Here is a 23,081-nt window from a genome sequence, read left to right as displayed (position 1 = left end):
ACGCCCAGTTCAGATATGGTCTTCCGGCTGGTTCACCGCATCCAGCTCAAAGGCGCTGTGCAGAGAGCGCACGGCCAGCTCCAGATACTTTTCATCAATCACCACAGAAATCTTGATTTCCGAGGTGGAGATCATCTGAATGTTGATGCCGTCACGCGACAATGCCTCGAACATCTTGCTGGCCACACCCGCATGCGATCGCATGCCTACCCCAACAATAGACACCTTGGCGATCTTGTCATCACCAGCTACTTCGCGCGCGCCGATATCGCCGGCCACCTGCCCCAGAATATCCAGCGCCTTGCGCATGTCATTGCGGTGCACAGTGAAGGTGAAGTCAGTAGTGTTGTCCTGCGCGACGTTCTGCACAATCATGTCAACTTCGATGTTGGCAGCGCTGACCGGACCAAGAATGCGGAAAGCCACGCCGGGGATATCCGGCACACCACGAATGGTCAATTTGGCTTCGTCACGATTGAAGGCAATACCGGAAATGACGGGTTGTTCCATTGAAGCACCATCCTCAAGGGTAATCAGGGTCCCGGGACCCTCTTTGAAACTGTGCAGCACACGCAGCGGCACGTTGTACTTGCCAGCAAACTCGACCGAACGGATCTGCAGCACCTTGGAGCCCAGGCTGGCCATTTCCAGCATCTCCTCGAAGGTGATCTTGTCCAGCCGGCGGGCACTCTCGACCACTCGCGGATCAGTGGTGTAGACACCATCCACATCAGTGTAGATCTGGCATTCATCGGCCTTCAGGGCCGCCGCCAGCGCCACACCAGTGGTATCCGAGCCGCCACGCCCCAAGGTGGTGATATTGCCCTGTTCGTCAACACCCTGGAAGCCAGCAACAATTACCACCTTCCCGGCATCCAGATCAGCACGAATGTTTGCATCATCAATGTGCTGGATGCGTGCCTTGTTAAAGGCTCTGTCAGTAAGGATCCGCACCTGACTGCCGGTATAGGACACCGCCGGCACGCCACGCGACTTCAGCGCCATGGCCAGCAAACCAATGGTTACCTGCTCACCGGTGGACAACACCATATCCAGCTCGCGCGGATCCGGCGTCGCCTGCATCTGCCTGGCCAGATCGATAAGACGGTTGGTTTCCCCGCTCATGGCGGAGACCACGATCACCAGATCATGACCCTGCGCCTTGAACCCCTTGATTTTCTCGGCTACCTGGGAAATGCGTTCCACAGTGCCCACCGAGGTACCACCGAACTTCTGGACAATAAGTGCCATTTCTTTGCACCAACCCCCATAGCCGGTCGGAAATCCGACCCGTCAACCAGACCCCTGCGGGCCTGCCCCAAAAATCAAGCGTCGCCGAACGTCGCCAGCGCTTCTGCCAGCGCGGTATCCAGCGCGGCCACATCAGTGCCACCACCCTGGGCCATGTCCGGACGACCGCCGCCCTTGCCGCCAACCCGCGCCGCGGTAGTGCGAATCAGATCACCGGCCTTGACCTTGCCGGTCAGATCCGCAGTCACCCCGGCAACCAGCACCACCTTGCCATCCAGCTCACCGCCGAGCAGGATCACCGCGGAGCCCAGCTTGTTCTTCAACTGATCGACCAGTGCCAGCAGCGCCTTGCCATCCTGCCCGTCAATTCGCTTGACCAGCACCTGCAGACCGCCCCGCTGGCAGGCCTCACCAGCCAGATCATTACCAGCGGCGCTGGCTACCTTGGCTTTCAGTTGCTCGACGTCCTTCTCCAGCTGGCGGCTGCGCTCAAGCAGGCCACCGAGTTTATCCAGCAGGGTTTCGCGCCCCCCCTTGAGCAGTTGTGCGGCATGACGCAGCAGATCTTCGCTGTCGGCCAGCCAGTTCAGCGCACCCTGCCCGGTGACTGCCTCGATACGGCGCACACCAGAGGCGATACCGCCTTCGCTGACAATCTTGAACAGTCCGATATCACCGGTCCGCTTGACATGGGTGCCGCCGCACAACTCCACCGAGAAGCCGCCGCCCATGGTCAGCACCCGCACCTGATCACCATACTTCTCGCCAAACAGCGCCATGGCGCCCTTGCGCTTGGCAGTTTCCATATCGGTAACCGCAATTTCCACCTCGGAGTTCAGGCGTATCTGCTGATTGACCCGTTGCTCCAGTGCGCGCAGTTGCGCCGGGGTAATCGCCTCGAAATGACTGAAGTCGAAGCGCAGCCGCTGACTGTCGACCAGTGAGCCCTTCTGGGTAACGTGCTCACCGAGGATCTCGCGCAGCGCCGCATGCAGCAAGTGGGTGGCCGAATGATTGCACTTGGTGGCCTGACGCACCTCGGCATCCACCACCGCCATCAGGCTGGCGCCCACGCTCAGGCTGCCACGCGCCACCACACCATGATGCAGATGGGCGCCACCGGCCTTGGTGGTATCGCGCACGTCAAAACGCACGCCGGCACCTTCCAGGTAACCGGTATCGCCGACCTGGCCACCGGACTCGGCATAGAAAGGTGTGCTGTCCAGCACGACCACCCCGCTCTCGCCATCCGCCAGGGTCTCGACCGCCTGACCATCACGGAACAGAGCCAGGATCTTGCCCGCTGCTTCAGTGCGGGTATATCCCTCGAAACAGGTATCGGCATCCACCTTGACCAGACTGTTGTAGTCCAGGCCGAACTGGCTCGCCGAGCGGGCACGCTCGCGCTGCGCCTGCATCGCCACCTCAAAGCCGCCCTCGTCCACCGTCAGACCACGCTCACGGGCAATGTCGGCGGTCAGGTCAACCGGGAAGCCATAGGTGTCGTAAAGTTTGAACAGCACCTCACCGGGGATTTGCGAGCCCCGCAGCTCGGCCAGATCCTGTTCGAGGATACGCAGCCCCTGGTCCAGCGTCTTGGCGAACTGCTCCTCTTCACCCTTGAGAACACGTTCGATATGCGCCTGCTGGGCTTTCAATTCGGGATAGGCTTCACCCATCTCGGCCACCAGCGCCGCGACAATGCGGTGGAAGAACGGACCGCTGGCACCCAGCTTGTTGCCGTGCCGGCAAGCGCGACGGATGATCCGGCGCAGCACATAACCACGCCCCTCGTTCGACGGCAGCACGCCATCGGCAATCAGGAAGCTGCAGGAGCGGATATGGTCGGCAACCACCTTCAGCGAGGCGGCATCGTCGTTGGCACAACCAATCGCCTCGGCTGCTGCGGCCAGCAATCGGCCAAACAGGTCGATCTGGTAGTTCGAGTTGACGTGCTGCAGCACCGCACTGATGCGCTCAAGACCCATGCCGGTGTCCACGCTGGGCGCCGGCAGCGGCTGCATCTGGCCATCGGCACTGCGGTTGAACTGCATGAATACGTTGTTCCAGATCTCGATATAGCGGTCGCCATCTTCCTCCGGTGAGCCCGGCGGTCCGCCCCAGATGTGCTCGCCGTGGTCAAAGAAAATCTCGGTGCAGGGACCGCAGGGACCGGTGTCACCCATCGCCCAGAAATTGTCCGAGGCATAGGGCGCGCCCTTGTTGTCGCCAATCCGGATCAGGCGCTCGGCCGGGATGCCGATTTCCTTGTTCCAGATTTCGTAAGCCTCGTCATCGGTGGCATAGACGGTGACCCACAGCTTGTCCTTGGGCAGTTTCAGCCATTGCTCGCCGGTCAGAAACTCCCAGGCATAGTGGATGGCATCACGCTTGAAATAGTCGCCAAAACTGAAATTGCCGAGCATTTCAAAGAAGGTGTGGTGGCGCGCCGTGTAGCCAACATTCTCCAGATCATTGTGTTTGCCACCGGCACGCACGCACTTCTGACTGGTCACCGCACGGGTGTAGGCACGCTTCTCCAGACCCAGGAAGCAGTCCTTGAACTGGTTCATGCCGGCATTGGTAAACAGCAGGGTCGGATCGTCCGCCGGGATCAGCGAACTGGAGGCAACACGGGCGTGTCCCTTTTCTTCAAAGAAACGCAGGAAGGCTTCACGGATTTCGGCGCTTTTCATAGGTCCCTTACCACAGAGGAAACGATGCCGCCCACAGGCTTGGCAAAGCGGGCAGTATAGCGCCATTACTGACCTGCGTGCAGCCGTGCACTGCACGCAGGCGTTACCGGATATGCCGTATCAGCCCTGCAAGTAAGGGTCGATCGCCTGCCCCTCACCCGGCGGCGCCAACGGCACCGCCCGCACCAGTGAGGCAGAGCGCAAACCAAGTCGCGCCGCATCCTGCTCGGAAACCACCAGGGTGCCGGCAGCCTCGCGGGCACGGGCCGCAATCATCCGGCAATCCAGCCGGTTGCGGTTGTAGATCAGATAATCCTGGGCAGTCTCTCCTGGCGTACCGGTGGCCAGCAGCAACTGACGGCTGTCGCGCACCGCGCGGATCTGCCCGGCCGGCGCCTCCAGGGTAGCGCCGCCATCAAAAATGTCGATATAGCCCTGATACTGCATGCCTTCCTCATGGTGCATGGCCAGCGCCGCCTCCGACTCGGGGTGCACGCGGCCAATCGCCTCGCGCGCCGCCTCACTGAGAAAACAACTGTAGAGCGGAAAACGCGGCATCATCTCGGCGATAAAGGACTTCTGGCCAATACCGGTCAGGTGGTCGGCACGCGCAAAATCCATGCGAAAGAAATGCTGTCCGAGGCTGTCCCAGAACGGCGAGTTACCCTCGGCATCCGACACCCCGCGCATCTCCACAATCACCCGCTCGGCAAAATCCGCCGGATGCTCGGCAAGAAACAGCAGCCGCGCCTTGGACAATTGCCGCCCAAGCAGGCTGCGGCGCCAGGCATGTTCCAGATAAAAGGAACAGAGCGCGGTGGAACCGGTCAGATCATTCACCAGAAACAGAGTCGGGTGCTGGCGGTAGATATCCAGCTCGCGGCAGGCAGTTACCGTCAGCCCCATGCGGAAGCTGTACCAGGGTTCGCGCAGGCCAGCGGCAGCCAGCATGGCGCTGCAACCGATCAACTCGCCCTGCGGACCCTCCAGCACGAACATATAGTCGGCCTCGGTGCGGTCTACCAGACCGCGGAAACTCTGCTCGACCACCTGCAGACGGCGGGCAAGACTGTCTTCGCTGGCCGGCAGACTGGCCAGCCCGGCACCGGCGCGTTCGGCCAGCGCCAGCAGCGCGGCCAGGTCATCGGAACGTGCGGATCGCAGCAACATACTCAGACCTCCGGAACCAGTCGCAGGGTGTCGCCATCGGCGACCTTCAGCAAGTCGGCCTGCCGTGCATCCAGCTGCAGCGGCTCACCGGGCTGCCAGTCCAGCCACAGGCTGGCAGCACGAAAATCCGCCACCTGCTGGTTGGCCACCAGCCAGCGCCGGCTGCCGCATGCGCCCTGACCAAGCCGAACCTGCGCCAGCTGACCACGCGCGGTGCTGGCCAGACTGGCCGTGCGGCCCTGTAACAGCGGCCCAGCATCAAACAGATCAACGTAATTATCACCTTCGAAACCCTCGCCGATCAGGCAATCGAACAACTCGGCTACCGCCGGATGTGGCTGACCTATCACCTCCTGGGCCGCCTCAGGCAACATCGGCACATACACCGGATAACCCGGCATCAGCTCACCAAGCAAGCTGCGCCCGCGCTGGCTGCCGATGCGCTCGGCCTCGCTGTAGCTGACCGCAAAGAAATGCCGCCCAAGGGCATCCCAGAATGGCGAATTACCCTCGGCATCACTGACCCCCGGCAGCTCGGCAGCCAGGGTATCGGCAAAGCGCTGCGGGTGGGCGGCAATGAACAGCAGCCGCCCGCGCGCGTTCAACTCAAAGGCCGCCGCATCATTGCAGGCCGCATCCAGCCAGCAACCGAACAGCAGGCTGTGTCCGGTCAGGTCGTGGCACAGCGACAACGCATGGATACGGTTATGCAAACCGAGCTCGCGGGACACGTGCACCGACATCTCGTTGCGCAGCGCATAGAACGGCTCACTGAAGCCGGCTGCCGCGACTATGCCGGAGCAGCCGACCAGCTCACCCGTATCGCTGTCCTCGGTGACGAACAGGTAGCGTTCCTCGCCACTCATGCCGACCTCCGCCGCCATCGCCGACTCCGAGGCCTCGATCATCTCGCTCAGCCGCTTGCGATCGGCCGGCAGCGAGGTAAGGCTGACCGGACTGCCGGCCGCCAGACGCTCAATGGCATCCAGATCACTGATTCGACACAGGCGCTGCAGCAACATGGCGCTTCTCCGCTAGTCAATCACGCATCCAGACCCTGCACGGCAAGCCGCAACCGCTGCAAGGCCTCTTCAATATCCTGTTGTTCGATCAACAGGCTGGGTGCCAGGCGCATCACATCCGGACCGGCCTGCAGCACCAGCAGACCAGCCTTCTGCGCCGCCTCCTGGAGCAAGCGCGCCTGACCACGCCGCGCCTCGACAAACTGCGCCCCAATCAGCAAGCCGCGTCCGCGAATCTCGCTGAACAGGCCAAACTCGGCATTCAGTGCCTGCAGCCCGTCAACCAGCCACTGCCGGCGCTGCACCACACCGTCCAGCACCTCACGGGTATTAATAATGTCCAGCACCCGTTCGGCCACTGCACAGCCCAGCGGGTTGCCGCCATAGGTACTGCCGTGGGTGCCGACGCCAAAATGCTTAGCCACCCGATCAATCGTCAGCATCGCGGCAATCGGAAAGCCACCACCCAGACTTTTCGCCGTCGTCAGGATATCCGGCAGCACCGGGGTATCCATATAGGCGAACAGTTTGCCGGTACGGCCCATGCCGCTCTGCACCTCGTCAAATACCAACAGCGCATTGTGCCGGTCACAGAGAGCCCGCACACCGCGCAGCCAGTCGTTATCAGCGGCGATCACCCCGCCCTCACCCTGGATCGGCTCGACCACCACCGCACAGGTGGCGTCGGAGATTGTCGCCTCAAGGGCAGCCAGATCGTTGTAGGGCACATGGCTGATACCCGGCAGGGCCGGACCAAAACCTTCGGAGTACTTCGGCTGACCACCCACGCTGACGGTGAACAGGGTCCGGCCGTGAAAACTGTTGGTGCAGGCAATGATCTCGTGCTTGTCCGGCCCGAAACTGTCGTGCGCCCAACGCCGCGCCAGCTTGAAGGCTGCCTCGTTAGCCTCGGCCCCGGAATTGGCAAAGAACACCTTCTCGGCAAAGGTCGCCTCGATCAGCCGGGCGGCCAGCCGCAGTGCCGGCTCGTTGGTCATCACGTTGGACAGATGCCAGAGCTTGCCAGCCTGCTCGGTCAATGCCTCGATCATCGCCGGATGCGCATGGCCCAGTGCATTCACTGCAATACCACCGGCCAGGTCGATATATTCGCGGCCCTGCTGGTCCCACAGGCGCGAGCCTCGGCCGCGCACCGGGATCATGTCCACCGGCGCGTAGTTGGGAACCATGTAACGGTCGAAATCCGACCGGCTGACCTGCATCGACTCTGACATCCTCGCTCTCCTGACGACTGCACCCGGCAGTCCTGCTTGCGTGCCGCCAGCCCCGTGCCGACGGCATCATCTCACTCTCTGGCAGCCTCGGCCGCCTGCTGCGCGCGCCGCTGATTGCGGTCCTCACGCGGGGTAACCCCAAAAAAATTGCGATAGGCACTGGAAAAATGCGGACCCGAGGAAAAGCCACAGGACAAGCCAATCTGGATCACCGACTTGCTGGTCTGCAACAGCATCTGCCGCGCCCGGTTCAGCCGCAACTCAAGGTAATACTGCGACGGCACGCTGTTCAGATACTGTTTGAAGATCCGCTCCAGTTGACGCCGCGACACACAGACATGCCGGGCAATCTCGTCAGTGGTCAGCGGCTCCTCGATATTCGACTCCATCAGGATCACCGCCTCGGTCAGCTTCGGATGAGTACTGCCCAACCGGTTGCGCAGCGGCACCCGTTGGCGCTCGTTGCCCTCGCGAATGCGTTCGGCAACCAGATCCTCGGATACCAGCGCCGCCAGATCCTGGCCGAAGTCCTCGGCCAGCAAGTGCAGCAACAGATCGGCACTGGCCTGGCCACCGCCGCTACTGCAACAGCTCTGATCACTCACATACAGCTGGCTGTCGGCCTCGATCTGCGGAAAGGCCAGACGAAATTCGTCCAGCAGACGCCAATGCACTGCACAGGCCACCCGTTCCAGCAAACCCGCCAGGGCCAGAGCAAATACGCCTGCCTCCAGCGCCCCGACGCGCACCCCGGCGCGCTGCAAGCCGCGCAACTGAATGGCCAGGCCAGCCGGCAGCTGCTCCGGAACCACCGCCGCATCGGCAACCAGCCACAGCTGATCAACGCTCTCATCAAGGTCTTGCCAGTGCCCAGCCTGCAGACTCCAGCCATCGGCGGTCAGCAGTGGCTGGCCATCCAGCGTGCAGTACTCAACCCGGTAACAGTCCCGCTCGGCCATCCGATTGGCCGAATGCAGCACAGCCAGCGCCTCGGCCGCCACCAACGGATGGGTGTGCGGCCAGAACAGGAAAACAACCCGTTGGCATTCAGCAATGGACATGCGGACATCCGTGGTCATGGCAGGCGGACAAGGCGCCATTGTGCCACAAGCCACGGCTTTGGAAAGGACCGGGGCAGCGCGGAAATGCTCAGTGATCCGCCGACAGCCCCTGACGCTTGATCGACAGCTCGATCATCTGCTGGATGACCGCCTGCGGATCGCGCTGTTTCAGCTCCCAGCTCTCACGACCAGCCTCATGGGGCAGGATCATAAAGGTGCCCGCCTGGCTCTCGCGCCAGATGATATCGGCGATATCCGCCGCAGAGATTGGTGAGCGCTCGAACAACCGGGCGACCTGTGCCTTGCCGCCGTCATCAGAGCCGCGCCAGGACTCCAGCAGGTTGGTTCGGAAGAACGACGGGCAAACCACCGAAACACTGATGCCCTGCGGCTTCAGCTCCGCCAGCAGGCTCTCGGAGAGCGCCACCACACCAGCCTTGGCCACGTTGTAGTTGCTCATGCCCGGCGGCTGCAGCAGGGCCGCCATCGAGGCGATATTGATCAGCTGTCCCTTGCCCTGGCGCAGCAGCATGGGCACAAAGGCCTTGCAGGCCTTGACCACCCCCATCAGGTTGATGCTGATCTGCCACTCCCAGTCTTCCAGCGACAGGTCGGCGAAGAATCCGCCGGAGGCCACCCCGGCATTGTTGATCAGCACATCCACGCCACCCAGTTGCTCACTGCAGCGCTGTGCCAAGGCCGCCAGCTGACTGAAGTCACGGATATCGCAGCGCTGCACAAAGCCGCTGCCACCGGCCTGCTCGACCAGCGCCAGGATCTCCAGGCCGGTGCGATCGTTGATATCGGCCAGCGCCAGGCGCGCGCCTTCCCGCGCATAACGCAATGCCAGCTCACGTCCCAGCCCACTGCCTGCGCCGGTAATGACAACCCGCTGCCCCGTATTTTTCATTGTTGTAAGTCTCCGGGTGGTGTGAAAGTTTATCGGACAAGTCTACCCAGAGCACGACCCGCCGCAGAGCCCCGCCAGCGCCTTATAAACCGCGCGAATGTCTCACCACGCCGAGCGCAACGCAGGCGCAAAAAAAGGCGATCATCGCAGGATGATCGCCAAAGGCCTTGCGAGCCATGCTCTTTGAGGAGAACCCACCACCACGGATGCCTCCGTAGGGCAGGGAAAACCGATGTATCAGCCCTTTTTGTCTTGCTTCTGGCTGTCACGCCAGGCAAACCAGGCAAAACCGCCAAGAAAAACCACCATCAGGCCAACGGTCAGTACACCTGCAATCACCACTTCATCCATATACATGGTTCACCTCCAGATCCGATTCATGGGACAGACAATACCCCCATGAAGCGTCTGGTTTATTGATCAGTGTCAACGGATGAACAGGATCCAGGGCTCAAAGCTGCGACAGGACGTCGCAGCAGCTCTCAGACTCAGCGCTTCTTGCCTTTCTTGCCAGTGCCTTTCTTCTTGTGCACTTTTGTGGTCGGCAACGGAAGAGCTTTGGCAAAAGCCTCTCGCATACGCATCAAACGTTGCTCATCCAACTCGTGGCGACGGCGATGGCGAGCCTCCTCAAAATCAAGCAAGGGAGTGGTATCAGGGTTATCGGACATGGCTGGGAATTCCACAAAAACAGGTGGCAAGCGTCCCGCGCCTCACACCTCTATGTCAACCAGCAAGCCCTTGTCAGGCAATTCTCCTTCGGCACGCTCTTCCGACACCTGCTCGACCGCCTGCTCCACCACCTCGTCGGTCAGCAACCGCTGCTTGCGACGGCGGCGACGCTCGGGAAAACGATCAGAATCACGACGCCGGCGCTCTATCGGCTGCGCCAAAGCCTCGTGCAACGGCTCAGTAGGGGCCGCCGGTGCAACATCCTTGCGCGTCTTCAACTTGTCATTCAGCGAACCGGCTGGAGGAAGTCCTGGAATCAGCATGTCACACCCCGTTTGCGGTCTGCGCGAACAAATCCGGACACCACCGGCACGGATGATTGCACGCGTTCACCCGACGCTCTCTGCACTTCAGACATTCACGCCTGATACATAGTTGCTTATCGACCAAATATTGAAACACTTTACCCACGGAGCGTGACCAACTTCACAGTATCAGCCCGTCAGTTCACATGGGCCGCCGCCAGCCAGTTTCGGTTAATATAGCTGCCCTTTTTTGCATCACCGGGTCAGGAGCAGCAGATGACGACATATTCCCCTGGGCAACGCTGGGTCAGTGACAGCGAATCCGAACTGGGGCTTGGCACCCTGCTGTCCCAGGATGGCCGCCAGCTGGTGCTGCTGTTCCCTGCCACCGGCGAAACCCGCCACTACGCCTTGCGCAACGCCCCATTGACCCGCGTGCGCTTCAGTCCCGGCGACCAGATAAGCCATCATGAAGGCTGGACTCTGACCGTTGCGGATGTCCGCGAGGACGAGGGTCTGCTGTACTACAGCGGCCTGCGCAGTGACGGCAGCTCTGCCGAGTTCGCTGAAACCATGCTGGACAACTTTATCCAGTTTCGCTTGGCCAGCGACCGTCTGTATGCCAACCAGATCGACCCGCTGAACTGGTTCAGCCTGCGCTACCAGACCCTGCAACACCACTGCAGGGTACAGCGCTCGGAACTGCTAGGGCTGGCCGGCGTACGCACCCAGCCTATCGCCCACCAGTTGCATATCGCCCATGACGTCTCCTCGCGGATCGCCCCACGGGTGCTGCTGGCCGACGAAGTGGGTCTGGGCAAGACCATCGAGGCCGGCCTGATCATCCACCGCCAACTGCAGTGCGGTCGTGCCCGCCGGGTGCTGATCGTGGTTCCGGAAACCCTGCAGCACCAGTGGCTGGTGGAAATGCGCCGGCGTTTCAATCTGGAATTCGCGCTGCTGAATGCCGAGCGTTGCCAGGGCGCCGAAGAAAACCCCTTTGAAGAACAACAGCTGGCACTTATCGCCCTGGATCTTCTGCTGGAGCAACCCAAGCTGGTCGAGCAGGCAATGGCCAGCGACTGGGATTTGCTGGTAGTTGACGAGGCCCATCACCTGCATTGGGACAGTGAAGCACCCAGTGCCGAATATCAATTGATTGAAGGTCTGGCCCGGCAGATCGCCGGGGTGCTGCTGCTTACTGCCACCCCGGAACAGCTTGGACTGGCCAGCCACTTTGCCCGCCTGCGCCTGCTCGATCCCGACCGTTTCCATGATTACCAGGCGTTCTGTACTGAATCCGAGGGTTACCGCCCGGTAGCCGAAGCAGTGCAGCAATTGCTGGATCATGGCAAACCCGACGCCAGCGCATGCGCCGCACTGACCAGCTGGCTCGGCGAACAGGCTGACGAGCTGCTCGAACAACTGCAGGGTGCGCAGCCCGAGGTCGCCCGGGAGCGGCTGATCCGTCAGTTGCTGGACCGCCACGGTACCGGTCGCGTGCTCTATCGCAACACTCGGGCCGCTATCAGCGGCTTCCCCGAGCGCCAGCTGCATCCGGCGCCACTGCCCTGCCCGGCGATCTACAACGACCTCGACGGCCGTGCCGCACTGTACCCGGAAACCGGCCTGCAGAATGGCGAAAGCGAGAACGGCGAGCGCTGGTGGCAGCAGGACCCGCGCGTCGACTGGCTGATTGACACCCTGAAGATGCTCAAGCGCAGCAAGGTTCTGGTGATCTGCGCCCATGCCGAAACCGCACTGGACCTGGATGAAGCCCTGCGCCTGCGCAGCGGCATCCCCGCCAGCGTGTTCCATGAGGGCATGAGCATCATTGAACGCGACCGTGCCGCCGCCTACTTCGCCGACGAAGAGTTTGGCGCGCGGGTGCTGATCTGCTCGGAAATCGGCAGTGAAGGCCGCAACTTCCAATTTGCCCACCATCTGGTGCTGTTCGACCTGCCCAGCCACCCGGACCTGCTGGAACAGCGTATCGGCCGCCTGGATCGCATTGGCCAGCAACAGACCATCCAGTTGCACGTCCCCTACCTGGAAGGCACCGCGCAACAGCGGCTGTTCCAGTGGTATGCCCAGGCACTGAACGCCTTCGTTGCCACCTGCCCCACCGGCAACACCCTGCAGCACGAGTTTGGCAGTGAACTCTTGCAGCATCTGGATCAACCCGACCAGCCCGGCTGGGATGCCCTGCTGCTGCAGGCCGGTGAGCGCCGCCAGCAGATGGAGGCGCAACTGCAGTCCGGCCGCGACCGACTGCTCGAGCTGCACTCGCGCGGCCACGGTGATGCCGAACGCCTGATCAGCAAAATAGCCGCTCAGGACAACAGCTTCGACTTGCCGATTTACATGGAACAGGTGTTCGAGGTGTTTGGTGTCGACAGCGAGGACCACTCGGACAACGCACTGATCCTGCGTCCCGGCGAGCGCATGCTGGACGCCGGTTTTCCTCTCGGCGATGACGAGGGCGTGACCATCACCTACGACCGCGAAACCGCGCTGCGCCGCGAAGACATGCAATTTCTCAGCTGGGAGCACCCGATGGTTCAGGGCGCCATGGACATGGTGCTGTCCGGCAGCCTCGGCAACAGCACCGTCGGCCTGCTCAACAACCGCGCACTGAAGCCCGGCACGCTGCTACTGGAATGCATTTTCGTCAGCGAGGCGATTGCCCCGCGTCAGCTGCAACTGCAGCGGGTACTGCCACCCACCCCGCTACGCTGCCTGCTGGATGCCACTGGCAACGACCTGTCAGCCAAGGTCAGTTTCGACACCCTCGACGGTCAACTGGAAAGCCTGCCCAAGCACCTGGCTGGCAAGATTGCGCGCAGTCAGCGGGAGGTTGTAGAGCGTTTGCTGGACCGTGCAGAGGCATTAGCAGAAGTGCAACATGCACAGCTACTGCAGCAAGCAGCGGACAGTTTCAGTCAGTCACTCGAGGAAGAAATCCAGCGACTGCAAGCGCTGGCCCGAGTCAACCCGCTGGTTCGTCAAGACGAAATAGAGGCGCTGCAGAAACAGCACAGCGACGGGTTGCAGGCCCTCAGTCAGGCGCGAGTAAGGCTGGATGCCCTGCGAATCATGGTCGCGGGTCAGCCCTGAACCGGCTGCCCCTCTGCCAGCGCCTCGACAGAGGGCGGCAAGCCGAGAAAACGCAATAACTCCGCACGTTTGGCCAACGCATCGCGCCGGCCAAGAGCGATCAGTTCGCCGCAGTAACCTGCTTCGAACAACAGATAGCTGAGCATGCTGCCGGCACTGGCGCGGGTTCCACCACTGCCGCGCAGGAACATTCGCAACGCCGGTGGCAGCTCACGCCGGTGCCGGCTGGCAATCACATCCAGCGGCTCGCTGGGAGTGATGATCAACAACTCAACCTTGCGCGGCCCCGATGCAGACTGGCGTGTGCCGTAGGGCAAATAACCGGCCAGTCGGTTCATGCGATCCAATACCTCGACATCGGCTTCCAGGTTGTCGATAAAGGTGCTGTTAAGCAAATGCCCGCCAATCTGCGCCAGCGACGGCGGCAAAGCCGCGCGGATTCGCGGTCCGCGCCGCCCTCCGACCGGCTCGGCAGACAGGTTGTCCGACACCCCGACCACCAGCACCCGTCGCGCACCCAGATGCAGCGCAGGACTGATCGGTGCCTGCTGGCGGACCGCACCATCGCCAAACCATTCACGATTCAGTTGTACCGGCTGAAACAGCAGGGGAATGGCCGCCGAGGCCATCAGATGATCAATTCCCAGCGGTGTCTGCACACCGACTCGGCGGTGACGGTTCCAGGGTGAAATCCGCTGATGCCCCTGGTAAAAGCACACCGACTCGCCTGACTGGTAGCCAAAGGCACTGACAGAGATTGCACGCAAATTGCCATTCTGCAACGATTGCTCGATCCGTCCCAGAGGTAACACCTGCGCCAGCAACTGGCGCAACGGCCGGTTGTCGAGCAAGGCGGTCGGCTGATCCCGACCGATACCCAGCAGATTGGCGCGACTCCAGCGCCAGGCCTGGGCGATCACTCCCGGCCAATCACTGCGGTATACCTGATCGCAGCTGAACTGGCTCCAGACCCGATGCATGCGCTGCACCGCCTCGGCAAAATCACTGGCGTGGGTAGCCAGACCCAAGGCATTGATGGCTCCGGCGGAGGTGCCGCAGATCACCGGAAACGGATTCGCCGCTCCGGCCGGCAGCAGCTCAGCGATACCATCGAGCACCCCGACCTGATAAGCCGCCCGCGCACCACCACCGGACAGGATCAGTCCGGCGCAATCACGGCAGTCATCTCCGCTCGCCCAAGGCATCAGCGCCGTCTCCGGCGCCGCTTGCGTTTGGCATAAGGCCGGGACTCTCCCTCGGGCCGTGTCTTGAAACGCCGGTGTACCCACATATATTGCTCAGGGTGCGCGCTAATCGCCTGCTCGACAAAGGCATTGATACGCAAAGCGTCTGCCGTCTCGTCCGGCCCGGGAAAATCCTCCAGTGCCGGATGGATGTGCAGGTGATAGCCCTTGCCGCCCGGCAGGCGACACTGGGTAAAGGGGACAACCCGCGCTTTGCCAAGGCGAGCAAAGGTGCTGGTGGCGGTCACCGTCGCCGCCGGCACGCCGAATAGCGGCACAAACACACTGGCCTTGCGTCCGTAATCCTGATCCGGGGCATACCAGATCGCCCGCCCGCGGCGCAGCGAACGCAACATGGCGCGCACATCCTCGCGTTCGATTGCCAACGCATCGGCATTGTGTCGTTCGCGACCCCGGCGCTGCACCCAATCAAACACCGGATTACGATGTTCACGGTACATGCCATCAATGGTGGCCCGCTGACCCAGCAGTGCGGCACCAATTTCCAGTGTGGTGAAATGCAGCGACATCAGCACCACACCCTGCCCCTCGGCCGCCGCCCGTTGCAGATGTTCAAGCCCGTCGATCTGCGCCAATTTTTGCAACCGTTTGCGTGGCCACCACCAAGCCATCGCTGTCTCGAACAGGGCAATGCCATTGCTGGCAAAGTTCTCGCGCAGCAACTGTGCGCGACGCTGCTCAGTCCAGTCAGCAAAGCACAACTGCAGGTTGATCTCGGCCACCCGGCGACGTTCCACCATAAAGACGAACATCAACCAGCCCAGCGCCCGACCCAACAGCAGTAACACTGAATAGGGCAACTGCACCAGCAGCCACAGCAATCCCAGCCCCAACCACAGCGGCCAATGGCGGGGATGCAGAAAACTGCGTTTGAAGCGGGGTCGATCCATCACAACACTCAACTATGCCGAAAACAGCATTCTAACCAAGAATTGCTCAGCATACGGTATAACTCGGCCCTGCCCTTGCAGTCGGATGCCCCAATCTATATAAGGAGGGCCTGTTATAGCCAATGCCACCCGGACCAGAATCAACCATGACTGCCGACACCAATCCCGACCTGTTCGACAACGACCCGGTATTCCAGCTCAAGGGCGGCATGGTCGCCATGACCCAGATCGAACTGCTGCGCGGTGGCAGCGACCAGTTCGAGCGGCAACTGGCAGAAAAGATTGAACAAGCCCCCAACTTCTTCACTGACACCCCGGTGGTGCTTGGTCTTGATCGCCTGGAGCAAAGCCCGGCCGCCGACGACATCCGCCTGCTGCTGGATATCTGCCGCCGCCATGGCCTGCAGCCGGTTGGCCTGCGTGGTGGCGAGCAATGGCGGTCGCTGGCAAGCGAATGTGCCACCCTCCTGTTGCCACCCGGCCGCGGCCGCGAACGTGACAGCGACAGCGCCCCGGCCAACAGCCGTTCCGAGCCGCAACCCGCAGCTGCGCCGGCACCAAGCCCTGAAGCGGCACCGGCCAGCGCCGGCAAACTGGTCAACCAGCCGATTCGCTCCGGGCAGCAGGTATATGCCCCGGCCGGTGATCTGGTGGTACACAGTGCCGTCAGCGCCGGCGCCGAAGTGCTCTCCGACGGGCATATTCATGTCTATGGCCCGCTGCGCGGCCGCGCCCTGGCCGGGGTGCGCGGCAACGCCGAGGCGCGGATTTTCTGCCAGAGTCTGGAAGCCGAGCTGATCTCCATCGCCGGACAGTACAAGGTCGCCGAAGACTTGCGCCGCGATCCGCTGTGGAAGCAACCGGCGCAGATCTGGCTGGACGGCGACAGCTTGAAGATCACCGCCCTATGACAGATACTGTGCAGCCATCCGGGCTCTGCCAAAGACCCGTCACACATGGTTGCCCCACTGCATAACGGGCACGACCACACTGAATTCAACCCTCACAGATCGACAGGAAGGTCACTTTGGCAAAAATCCTCGTTGTCACCTCAGGCAAGGGCGGCGTCGGCAAGACCACCACCAGCGCCGCCATCGGCACCGGACTCGCCCTGCGCGGCTACAAGACCGTAATCATTGATTTCGACGTCGGCCTGCGCAATCTCGACCTGATCATGGGCTGCGAGCGTCGTGTGGTGTATGACTTCGTCAACCTGATCAACGGCGACTCCAACCTGAACCAGACGCTGATCCGTGACAAGCGCGCCGAGAACCTCTACATCCTCCCGGCCTCGCAGACCCGCGACAAGGATGCGCTGACCCAGGAAGGCGTCGAGCGGGTACTCGAAGAGCTCAAGCAGACCTTTGACTACATCGTCTGCGACTCACCGGCCGGTATTGAGAAAGGCGCACACCTGGCCATGTACTTTGCCGACGCCGCTGTAGTTGTGACCAATCCCGAGGTCTCCTCGGTACGCGACTCCGACCGCATGCTTGGTCTGCTGGCCAGCAAATCGCGGGTCGCCGAACAGGGCGGCCAGCTGAAGGAACACCTGCTGCTGACCCGCTACAACCCGGAACGGGTGGAAAAGGGCGAAATGCTCTCGGTCAGCGACGTCGAGGAAATCCTCTCGATCCCGCTGCTGGGAGTGATTCCCGAATCCGAGGCAGTACTCAAGGCATCCAACCAGGGCATCCCGGTGATCATGGATGACAAGAGCGACGCCGGTCTGGCCTACAGCGATGCGGTTGACCGCCTGCTCGGCAAGGACGTTCCGCACCGATTCCTCGAGGCCCAGAAAAAAGGCCTGCTCAAGCGACTGTTCGGAGGCCGCTGATGAGTCTGTTCGACTATTTTCGTGACCGCAAGAAGCGGAGCACCCCGGCGGCGGTGGCCAAGGAACGCCTGCAGATCATAGTTGCCCACGAGCGCGGCCAGCGCAGCCAGCCGGATTACCTGCCGCAACTGCAGCAGGAAATCATCGACGTGATCAGCAAGTACGTGCAGATCGACCGCGACCAGGTCAACGTCTCGCTGGAAAACCAGGATGACTGCTCGATCCTCGAGCTCAATATCACCCTGCCGGAACGCCCCTGACAGCAGTTGCCGCCGGCAGCCCCGGCGGCAACGGGAACTCGCATGCCCCTCACCGACATCGGCATCCTGCACCAGGATCCGCACTTCCTGATTGTCGACAAACCGACCCTGCTGCTTTCGGTCCCCGGCCGCGCCGAGGACAACAAGGACTGCCTGATTACCCGACTACAGGAAAACGGCTGGCCGGAAGCACGCATTGTGCATCGCCTCGACTGGGAAACCTCGGGCCTGCTGGTGATTGCCCGTAATGCCGACAGTCACCGCGAACTGTCACGTCAGTTTCATGACCGCGAAACCGAAAAGACCTACATCGCCCTGTGCTGGGGTCATCCGGCCGAAGACAGCGGGCGCATCGATCTGCCGCTGGCTTATGATCCACCAAACAAGCCACGCCACAAGGTCGACTTCGAGCATGGTCGCCCCTCGCAGACCCTCTGGCGGGTGATTGAACGCCACCAGGACCATTGCCGGGTAGAACTGACGCCGATCACCGGGCGCTCGCACCAGCTGCGGGTACACATGCTGGCCCTCGGGCACCCGCTGCTCGGCGACCGCCTGTATGCCCATGAACAGGCCCTGGCGGCCTGCCCGCGCCTGGCCCTGCATGCCGCCATGCTGGGTATCCGCCACCCGGTCAGCGGCGAATTTCTGCGCTTTGTCAGCCCGGCGCCGTTTTGAATCCAACACCCACAGCAGGAGCCTGCGCATGCCACAGTCATCCGTAATCGACGATCTGGGCGCCTTTATCCAGGCCTCACCAACACCCTTCCACGCCACCCGCACGCTGGCCGACCGCTTGCTAGCTGCCGACTACCAGCGCCTGGATGAACGGGATGCCTGGCAATTGCAGCCAGGTGGGCGCTACCTGATCACCCGCAACGACTCCTCGCTGATCGCTCTCAGCCTCGGTGAGCCCGGCGCCCTTGAGCGCGGCCTGCGGATGATTGGCGCACACACCGACAGCCCCTGCCTGCGGGTCAAGCCGCAACCGGACCTACTGCAAGCCAATCTCTGGCAGCTGGGCGTCGAGGTGTATGGCGGCGCACTGCTGGCACCCTGGTTCGACCGTGATCTGTCACTGGCAGGCCGTGTCACCCTGCGCGACCAGCAGGGCCAGCTACACAGCCGTCTGCTGGACTTTCGCCAGCCACTGGCGATCATTCCCAGCCTGGCCATCCACCTCAACCGTGGCGTGAATGACAGCCTGGCGATCAACCCCCAGCTGCACCTGCCGCCGCTGCTGGCCCACGCCAGTGAGCCGCAACGGGACGTGCGCAGCCTGCTGAAGGATCAATTGCAACGGGAATACCCAGAACTGCAGGTGGATCAGGTACTGGATTTCGAACTGAGTTTCTACGACACCCAGCCACCGGCCTGCATTGGCGTGGACGGCGACTTCTTTGCCGCCGCGCGCCTCGACAACCTGCTGTCCTGCCACGCCGGCCTGCGCGCCCTGCTCGACAGTGACGGCCGTCAAGCCTGCCTGCTGGTGTGCACCGACCACGAGGAAGTCGGCTCCAGTTCCTGCTGCGGGGCCGACGGCCCGTTCCTGGAAGATCTGCTGCAGCGCCTGCTGCCGGACGCCGAACAACGCATCCGCTGCCTGCAACGCTCAATTCTGGTATCGGCGGACAATGCCCACGCGCTGCACCCCAATTTCATTGACAAGCACGACGGCAACCATGGCCCGCAACTGAATGGCGGCCCGGTAATCAAGATCAACAGCAACCAGCGCTACGCCACCAGCAGCGAAACCGCCGGTCTGTTCCGTCACCTGTGCCAGCAGGCCGGGGTGCCGGTACAGAGTTTTGTGGTGAGAAGTGATATGGGCTGCGGCAGCACCATTGGCCCGATCACCGCCAGCCGCACCGGCGTCCGCACGGTGGATGTCGGCGTACCAACGCTGGCCATGCACTCGGTGCGTGAACTGGCCGGGAGCCGCGACCCTGGCTATCTGATCCGGGTACTGCGGGAGTTCTACAACTGCGAGGAGTTGCCGGGCTGAGCCAGCACCGACGATACGGCCGGCTTCTGTTCAGCGGCACAGATGACCCAAGCTCGCTTGCCGGCAACCCGTTGCGGACCGTCGATAGCCAGGGACGGCTATCGACGAGCCTACAGGGATGTACTTGCGGCGTGTCCGCAACGGGTTGCCGGCAAGCGAGCCCGCGCAGAACAAATCAATCAATGCCGCAACAAACAACAGATCAGCGCACCAACACCACCTTGCCCACCAACTGATCCGCCGCCAGTTCGGCAAACGCCTGCTCGGCCTGATCAAATCCAAAGCGCCGCGCCACCAGCGGCCGCAACTGACCACTGGCAAACAACGGCCACAGGCGCTGCTCCATGCGCGCCAACAAACCGGCCTTGAACTCGGCATCACGGGTACGCAGGGTCGACCCAATCAGACTGATACGCTTGACCAGCAGCGTCGCCAGATCCAGCCTGGCCTCGCGCCCACCCATCAAACCAATCAGTACCCAGCGTGCATCCACACCGAGCAGTTGCAGGTGTTCGGCCGCATAGTTGGCACCCACCGGGTCCAGCGCCACATCAAACGGCGCCCACTCGGCCAGAGCCCCGATACCAGCCTGGCGCAACACCCCGCCTTCGGCACCCAGCTCGACACAGGCAGCCAGCTTCTCACTGTTGCCAACGCTGACCCAGCACGGGTTGCCCAGCGCCCGGCACAGTTGGATAGCTGCGGTGCCCACGCCACTGGCACCGGCATGGATCAGCACCTTCTCGCCCGGCTGCGCCGCACCCAGCTCAAACACATTCAGCCAGGCCGTGGCAAACACCTCGGGAATGGCTGCCGCCTCGGCCCAGTCCAACCCCTCAGGCACCGGCAACAGGTGCCGACCATCCACCACCACCTGTTCGGCCATGCCGCCACCGGTCAGTAGTGCACAGACCCGATCACCCACCTGCCAGCGGCTGTCGCCGCAGACCTCCACCACCTCGCCGGCGCATTCCAGACCCAGTACCGGGCTGGCACCCGGCGGCGGCGGGTAAAGACCGGCCCGCTGCAACAGGTCGGCGCGATTCAGGCCTGCAGCCCGCACCTCGATACGTACTTCACCCGCGCGCAGCGGCACCTCAGTGACTTCCTGCCAGCGCAATGCACCGGCCTCGGCTTGCAATCCTCTCACACAGACTCCATAGTGATTTGCGTGTCTGCCGACAGGGAACCCCCGACGGTAGATCCGGTCATAGTTTCAGGCACGCCCTGCGTTGCCCCTGTCGAACAGCCTTGCGGAAGTCCCCCAGCTCATGAGCAACAGCAGCCCGATGCGAACCCGTTTGATCAATGCACTTGCTGGCGCAGGCCTGCTGCTGCTTGGTGGTCTGGCCACCGCGGCAGAGCCGCTGCCGCTGGATATCGACAACCTCAAGCCAACCCGTGAACACACCATCGCCAGCCTCAACACGGTAGAGCTGCTGCGCCGGCACCATTACAACCGTATACGGCTGGATGACGCGCTGTCCAGCGAGATATTCGACACTTATCTGCAATTACTGGACCCCCAGCGCAGCCTGTTCAGTGCCTGGGATATCCGCGAATTTGAAGTCAACCGCTACCATATGGATGACCATCTGCTGGCCGGCAACCTCGAGCCGGGCTTCAGTATCCACCGCCGGCAACTGGCCCGCGCCATTCAACGCAGCAACTTCATGCTGGCGCAACTCGACAAGGGCCTGCAGAAAATCAATCTGGACAGTGACCAGAATATAGAAACAAACCGCGAGAAGTCAGCCTGGGCAGAGGATGATGATGCCCTGCAGCTACTCTGGCGCTTACAACTGAAAGACGAGATTCTGCGACTGAAGCTCGCAGGCCGCGACAGCGATGCCATTATCGACACCCTTGGCAAGCGCTACCGCAACCAGCAACTGCGCCTGAACCAGACCCGTAGTGAAGATATGTTCCAGAACTATATCAACGCACTGGCCCAGGTTTACGATCCACATACCCAGTACATGTCACCGGAGCTGGCGGAAAACTTCGACATCAATATGAGCCTCTCTCTTGAGGGAATTGGTGCCGTACTGCAAAGCGACAACGAATTCACCCGCATTGTCCGGCTGGTGCCTGCCGGGCCGGCTGAGCGCAGCCAACAACTGAGTCCTGCCGACCGTATTGCCGGGGTTGCCCAGGGCAATGAGGAAATGGTCGATGTCGTCGGCTGGCGACTGGATGAAGTGGTCAAAATGATCCGTGGCCCCAAGGGCTCGCGGGTACGATTGGAAGTGATCCCGGCGAGTAACCCGCCCAGCGATATGAGCACCCGAGAAGTGGTGCTGACCCGAGAAGCGGTAAAACTTGAAGACCAGGCCGCCCGGAGCCATATTCTGGAGCTGGAGCATGAAGGCCAGAGCAACCGTGTCGGCGTTATCGAGGTTCCCGGTTTCTACATGGACTTCAAAGCCTACCGTCGCGGCGACCCTGATTATCGCAGTACCACCCGCGATGTACGCCGCCTGCTGGGCGAGCTGCGTGACGATGGTGTTACTGCCGTGGTACTGGACTTGCGCAACAATGGCGGTGGCTCTCTGCAAGAAGCCACCGAGCTGACCGGCCTGTTTATCGACCGCGGCCCCACCGTACTGGTCCGCGACAGCCAGGGGCAGATCCAGATCATGGATGACACCCGCTCAGGCATTGCCTGGGAAGGCCCCATGGCGGTTCTGGTCAACCGCCTGTCCGCCTCGGCCTCGGAAATCTTTGCCGGCGCCATGCAGGATTATGGTCGCGCCCTGATCATTGGCGAACCAACCTTCGGCAAGGGCACTGTGCAATCGGTACAGCCGTTGAATCACGGCGAGCTCAAGCTAACCCTGGCAAAGTTCTACCGCATTTCTGGTCAAAGCACACAAAATCGTGGCGTACTCCCGGACATACAGTTTCCGTCCCGTCTCGATACTGCCGAGATTGGTGAAAGCAGCCTGCCACGCGCCCTGCCCTGGGACAGCATCGCCCCTGTCAGTTACCGCCATGACCGCCAACTACGCAGCCTGCTCGGGGCTCTTCAGGAAAGACACGAGCACCGCACCGCCTCACATCCTGATTTTGTCTACACCCGGGCACGCAACGATCTGGAACGTGAAATGCGCGACATGACGCTGTTACCACTCAACGAAGCTCGTCGCCGTACCCAGCAACAGGACTATGAAAGCCGCCTACTGGTTCTGGAGAACCAGCGCCGACAGGCACTGGGCGAAACCCCGCTGAGCAAACTCGAGCGCAACGAGCAACCACTCAGCCATGGCGGTAGCCGAACCGCTGAAGAAATCGCCAAAGATCCTTTCCTTGCCGAAACAGGCAAGATACTGCTGGACGTCCTGCGCCTTAATCTGGACGAACAGCTAGCCAAGGCATCCTGAAG

At 61.9% G+C, this 23,081-nt stretch carries 20 protein-coding genes; 7 read left to right on the top strand and 13 right to left on the bottom strand.

What is annotated here, in order from left to right; genetic code table 11:
• Positions 1–9: 9 nt before the first annotated feature.
• The 10 genes from BMZ23_RS01910 to BMZ23_RS01870 all read right to left on the bottom strand — a co-directional run bounded on the left by BMZ23_RS01910 (position 10) and on the right by BMZ23_RS01870 (position 10,340).
• On the bottom strand, positions 10–1,251 hold the full coding sequence (locus BMZ23_RS01910) for an aspartate kinase (RefSeq protein WP_093471887.1): 1,242 nt from the start codon (positions 1,249–1,251) through the stop codon (positions 10–12).
• 74 nt (positions 1,252–1,325) lie between these two features.
• Positions 1,326–3,947, bottom strand: a complete 2,622-nt coding sequence (alaS, locus tag BMZ23_RS01905) for an alanine--tRNA ligase (protein ID WP_093471884.1) — start codon at positions 3,945–3,947, stop codon at positions 1,326–1,328.
• A gap of 120 nt (positions 3,948–4,067) precedes the next feature.
• The gene (astA, locus tag BMZ23_RS01900) at positions 4,068–5,117 is read right to left on the bottom strand and encodes an arginine N-succinyltransferase (protein WP_093471881.1); all 1,050 of its coding nucleotides are present in this window, start codon (positions 5,115–5,117) and stop codon (positions 4,068–4,070) included.
• 2 nt (positions 5,118–5,119) lie between these two features.
• Positions 5,120–6,139 carry an arginine N-succinyltransferase gene (locus BMZ23_RS01895; RefSeq protein ID WP_093471878.1) on the bottom strand — a complete coding sequence of 340 codons (1,020 nt, stop codon included), beginning with the start codon at positions 6,137–6,139 and terminating at the stop codon, positions 5,120–5,122.
• A gap of 20 nt (positions 6,140–6,159) precedes the next feature.
• Positions 6,160–7,374: an aspartate aminotransferase family protein gene (locus BMZ23_RS01890; protein WP_093471875.1), complete on the bottom strand. Its 1,215-nt coding sequence runs from the start codon at positions 7,372–7,374 to the stop codon at positions 6,160–6,162.
• Between the two features lie 71 nt (positions 7,375–7,445).
• Entirely contained in the window at positions 7,446–8,435 is a 990-nt protein-coding gene (locus BMZ23_RS01885; protein WP_093471872.1) for a GlxA family transcriptional regulator, read from the bottom strand.
• Positions 8,436–8,523: 88 nt separating this feature from the next.
• Complete coding sequence (locus tag BMZ23_RS01880) at positions 8,524–9,345, bottom strand: SDR family oxidoreductase (protein ID WP_093471869.1); 822 nt, start codon at positions 9,343–9,345, stop codon at positions 8,524–8,526.
• A 237-nt stretch (positions 9,346–9,582) separates the two neighbouring features.
• Positions 9,583–9,702, bottom strand: a complete 120-nt coding sequence (gene ccoM, locus BMZ23_RS15270) for a cytochrome c oxidase subunit CcoM (protein ID WP_281242292.1) — start codon at positions 9,700–9,702, stop codon at positions 9,583–9,585.
• A 131-nt stretch (positions 9,703–9,833) separates the two neighbouring features.
• Complete coding sequence (locus tag BMZ23_RS01875) at positions 9,834–10,016, bottom strand: hypothetical protein (RefSeq protein ID WP_093471866.1); 183 nt, start codon at positions 10,014–10,016, stop codon at positions 9,834–9,836.
• A gap of 42 nt (positions 10,017–10,058) precedes the next feature.
• Positions 10,059–10,340: a hypothetical protein gene (locus tag BMZ23_RS01870; protein WP_093471863.1), complete on the bottom strand. Its 282-nt coding sequence runs from the start codon at positions 10,338–10,340 to the stop codon at positions 10,059–10,061.
• A gap of 258 nt (positions 10,341–10,598) precedes the next feature.
• Here BMZ23_RS01870 and rapA point away from each other — a divergent pair, with 258 nt between their 5' ends.
• Positions 10,599–13,439 carry an RNA polymerase-associated protein RapA gene (gene rapA / locus BMZ23_RS01865; RefSeq protein ID WP_093471860.1) on the top strand — a complete coding sequence of 947 codons (2,841 nt, stop codon included), beginning with the start codon at positions 10,599–10,601 and terminating at the stop codon, positions 13,437–13,439.
• Here rapA and BMZ23_RS01860 read toward each other — a convergent pair.
• A complete protein-coding gene (locus BMZ23_RS01860) occupies positions 13,430–14,644 on the bottom strand; it encodes a patatin-like phospholipase family protein (RefSeq protein WP_093471857.1) in 1,215 nt (404 codons plus the stop codon). The two genes, rapA and BMZ23_RS01860, sit on opposite strands and share 10 nt — an antisense overlap.
• Positions 14,644–15,594, bottom strand: coding sequence for a lipid A biosynthesis lauroyl acyltransferase (locus BMZ23_RS01855; protein ID WP_093471854.1), 951 nt, complete (start codon positions 15,592–15,594; stop codon positions 14,644–14,646). Before BMZ23_RS01855 ends, BMZ23_RS01860 begins: the two co-directional genes overlap by 1 nt.
• A gap of 146 nt (positions 15,595–15,740) precedes the next feature.
• Here BMZ23_RS01855 and minC point away from each other — a divergent pair, with 146 nt between their 5' ends.
• From minC to BMZ23_RS01830, 5 genes are all read left to right on the top strand, one after another.
• Entirely contained in the window at positions 15,741–16,505 is a 765-nt protein-coding gene (minC, locus tag BMZ23_RS01850) for a septum site-determining protein MinC (RefSeq protein WP_093471851.1), read from the top strand.
• A 116-nt stretch (positions 16,506–16,621) separates the two neighbouring features.
• Positions 16,622–17,431 (top strand): septum site-determining protein MinD, encoded by an 810-nt coding sequence (gene minD, locus BMZ23_RS01845; RefSeq protein ID WP_093471848.1) that lies wholly within the window; start codon positions 16,622–16,624, stop codon positions 17,429–17,431.
• The gene (minE, locus tag BMZ23_RS01840) at positions 17,431–17,691 is read left to right on the top strand and encodes a cell division topological specificity factor MinE (protein WP_093471845.1); all 261 of its coding nucleotides are present in this window, start codon (positions 17,431–17,433) and stop codon (positions 17,689–17,691) included. The genes minD and minE overlap by 1 nt, the downstream gene beginning before the upstream one ends.
• A gap of 42 nt (positions 17,692–17,733) precedes the next feature.
• Positions 17,734–18,369: a pseudouridine synthase gene (locus BMZ23_RS01835; RefSeq protein ID WP_093471842.1), complete on the top strand. Its 636-nt coding sequence runs from the start codon at positions 17,734–17,736 to the stop codon at positions 18,367–18,369.
• 28 nt (positions 18,370–18,397) lie between these two features.
• Positions 18,398–19,696, top strand: coding sequence for a M18 family aminopeptidase (locus tag BMZ23_RS01830; RefSeq protein WP_093471839.1), 1,299 nt, complete (start codon positions 18,398–18,400; stop codon positions 19,694–19,696).
• A gap of 202 nt (positions 19,697–19,898) precedes the next feature.
• On the opposite strand, the gene BMZ23_RS01825 is transcribed toward BMZ23_RS01830, so the two are convergent.
• On the bottom strand, positions 19,899–20,846 hold the full coding sequence (locus BMZ23_RS01825; RefSeq protein WP_093471836.1) for an NAD(P)H-quinone oxidoreductase: 948 nt from the start codon (positions 20,844–20,846) through the stop codon (positions 19,899–19,901).
• A gap of 139 nt (positions 20,847–20,985) precedes the next feature.
• On the opposite strand from BMZ23_RS01825, the gene BMZ23_RS01820 reads away from it, so the two are divergent.
• Positions 20,986–23,079 carry a carboxy terminal-processing peptidase gene (locus BMZ23_RS01820; RefSeq protein WP_093472145.1) on the top strand — a complete coding sequence of 698 codons (2,094 nt, stop codon included), beginning with the start codon at positions 20,986–20,988 and terminating at the stop codon, positions 23,077–23,079.
• Positions 23,080–23,081: the final 2 nt, after the last annotated feature.

The organism is Halopseudomonas yangmingensis (assembly GCF_900114825.1).
Classification (GTDB): domain Bacteria; phylum Pseudomonadota; class Gammaproteobacteria; order Pseudomonadales; family Pseudomonadaceae; genus Halopseudomonas; species Halopseudomonas yangmingensis.
The sequence above is the reverse complement of the archived record's forward strand: the minus strand, read 5'-3'. Positions and strand labels throughout refer to the sequence as shown.